The sequence below is a fragment of the Anaerovibrio sp. genome (assembly GCF_024697385.1).
Classification (GTDB): domain Bacteria; phylum Bacillota; class Negativicutes; order Selenomonadales; family Selenomonadaceae; genus Anaerovibrio.
The window spans coordinates 1-2,090 of record NZ_JAILFV010000090.1 but is presented as its reverse complement, the minus strand read 5'-3'; the positions used below and the strand labels follow the sequence as shown (position 1 = coordinate 2,090).

The following is a 2,090-nucleotide window of genomic DNA, read 5'->3' as shown; positions in this document are numbered from 1 at the left end:
AAAATGATTTTCTGGATGATGATGTGGTTAACATTATCGAAGAAGAAAATCTTAATGATGAGGAACAGCGGCTGTTGGAAAATTCTTCTTCAAGAATTTTGGAAGTAATCAAGCGGGAGGACCGTCTTGATAAGATTGCGGCCCATATTGCCTACCATTTTCCGCGCCGGGGATTCCTTGGCAAGGGTATGGTGGTGTCGGTAGATAAGTATACGGCAGTGCGGATGTATGACAAAGTACAACGCTATTGGTCCGAGGAAAAGAAAAAGCTCATTCAGGAACGCAACAGAGCAGCTACTAAAGCAAAACGCGATGAAATAACAGGGATTATAGATTATATGAATAAGGCAGAAATGGCGGTAGTTATTTCTGAGGAAGCCGGTGAAGAAGAAAAATTTAGTGCTAAAGGTCTGGACATCAAAAAACATCGGGACAAGATGAATTATATTTCTCCTGAAGGTGAGGACATAGAGGATAGATTTAAACGCCCGGACAGCAATTTACAGTTGGTGTTCGTGTGTGCTATGTGGCTCACTGGTTTTGATGTGCCCAGCATGTCTACCTTGTATTTGGATAAGCCAATGAAGGCTCATACATTAATGCAGGGTATTGCCAGGGCAAATCGGACTTTTCCGGGCAAGCAGTGCGGAATGATTGTAGATTATGTAAATGTATTTAAATACATGAAAAAGGCTCTGCGTGACTATGCTGTTGGTGATAATGATGATGAGTTCCCTGTGAAAAATATGGATGAACTCTTAAAATATCTGGACGATGCTGTTAAAGAAGCCAAGGCATTTCTGTTGGGACTGGGTATAGATATTGATGATATATTGAGGGAAAGTACCCTGTTTGATCAGTTGGAAGAATTGCGGGAGGCCTATAATATCATTGTTGACAAGGACGAGTATAAGGATAAGTTCAATGTTATTGTTAATACATTGGTTAATCTTTATGAGAGTGCCAAACCGGAGATTTTCAAATATGACTGGCCACATACGGAGGCTTATTCAGCGTTGTGTTATCTTCACGGGCTGTACCATAATCTAATTGATGATGAGAAAATTAATCGTGCCCGTATGAGAATGGCAGCTCTGCTTGATGATAGTGTGATTGCTGCTAACCCAATTCAGGGAGTCAAGGAAGATTTTGCCATATATAAAACCAAAGTTATTGATTTGTCGAAAATTGATGCTGAGGAGTTAAAGGCTGAGTTTAAGCAGGCAAAATATCGGTCAGTGGAAATTGACGATATGAAGTCATTTATTGAGCGGGCTTTGGTTCAGATGTTGAAGCGAAATTGTACCCGCCGAAATTTCTCTGAACGATATAGAAATATAATTGATCAATATAACGCAGGCAGTGCTGATAATGAACACTATTATGAAGAATTGGTGAATCTGTTGGCGGACATGCAGGATGAAGATTCCAGAGCCAGTCGTGAGGGGCTTACAGATGAAGAACTGGAGATTTATGATCTGTTAATGGCAGATAAGAAGCTAACAAAGGCCGAGGAACAAAAGGTTAAGCTTTCGGCCAAGCGTTTGTATGAGAAGCTGCGGGATAATAAACAGGACATTTTTGTGGTGGACTGGTACAAGGACGAACAGCCTCGTTCCAGAGTGAAATCGGCTATAGAAGAAGTTTTGGATGAAGACTTACCAGATAGCTATGACAAAGAATTTTTTGAGCTGAAAACAAATCTGCTAATGGCCCATTTTATGGATATGGCCGTGCAGGGATATGGTTGGATAAGATAGAAAAAGGATTATTATGGATTTATTTGATTTTGAACATGACCCCAAGGATGTGAAGATGGGGTTTCGGCTGGTTCGGCTGGAAGTGTATAACTGGGGTACCTTTGATGGGAAGATTTGGGCCATGGATTTGGATGGGGAAACATCACTTTTGACAGGTGATGTGGGTTCCGGCAAGTCTACTCTGGTGGATGCACTGATTACCCTGTTGGTTCCACCGAAAAAGGTTACCTATAACAAGGCGGCGGATGCCAGTGCCAGAGAGCGCAGCCTTAATTCTTATATAAGGGGCTATTATGCCCAAAAGCGGTCCCAGGATGGCATTGGCCAGCC

At 41.9% G+C, this 2,090-nt stretch carries 2 protein-coding genes; both read left to right on the top strand.

Going from position 1 to position 2,090, the window contains the following annotated elements; translation table 11 throughout:
* Positions 1-1,760, top strand: a 1,760-nt coding sequence (locus K6C05_RS04650; protein WP_296731834.1) for a type I restriction enzyme endonuclease domain-containing protein, incomplete at its 5' end; no start/stop codon positions are given.
* Between the two features lie 13 nt (positions 1,761-1,773).
* A partial coding sequence (locus tag K6C05_RS04645) for an ATP-binding protein (RefSeq protein WP_296731831.1) occupies positions 1,774-2,090 on the top strand: 317 nt, incomplete at its 3' end.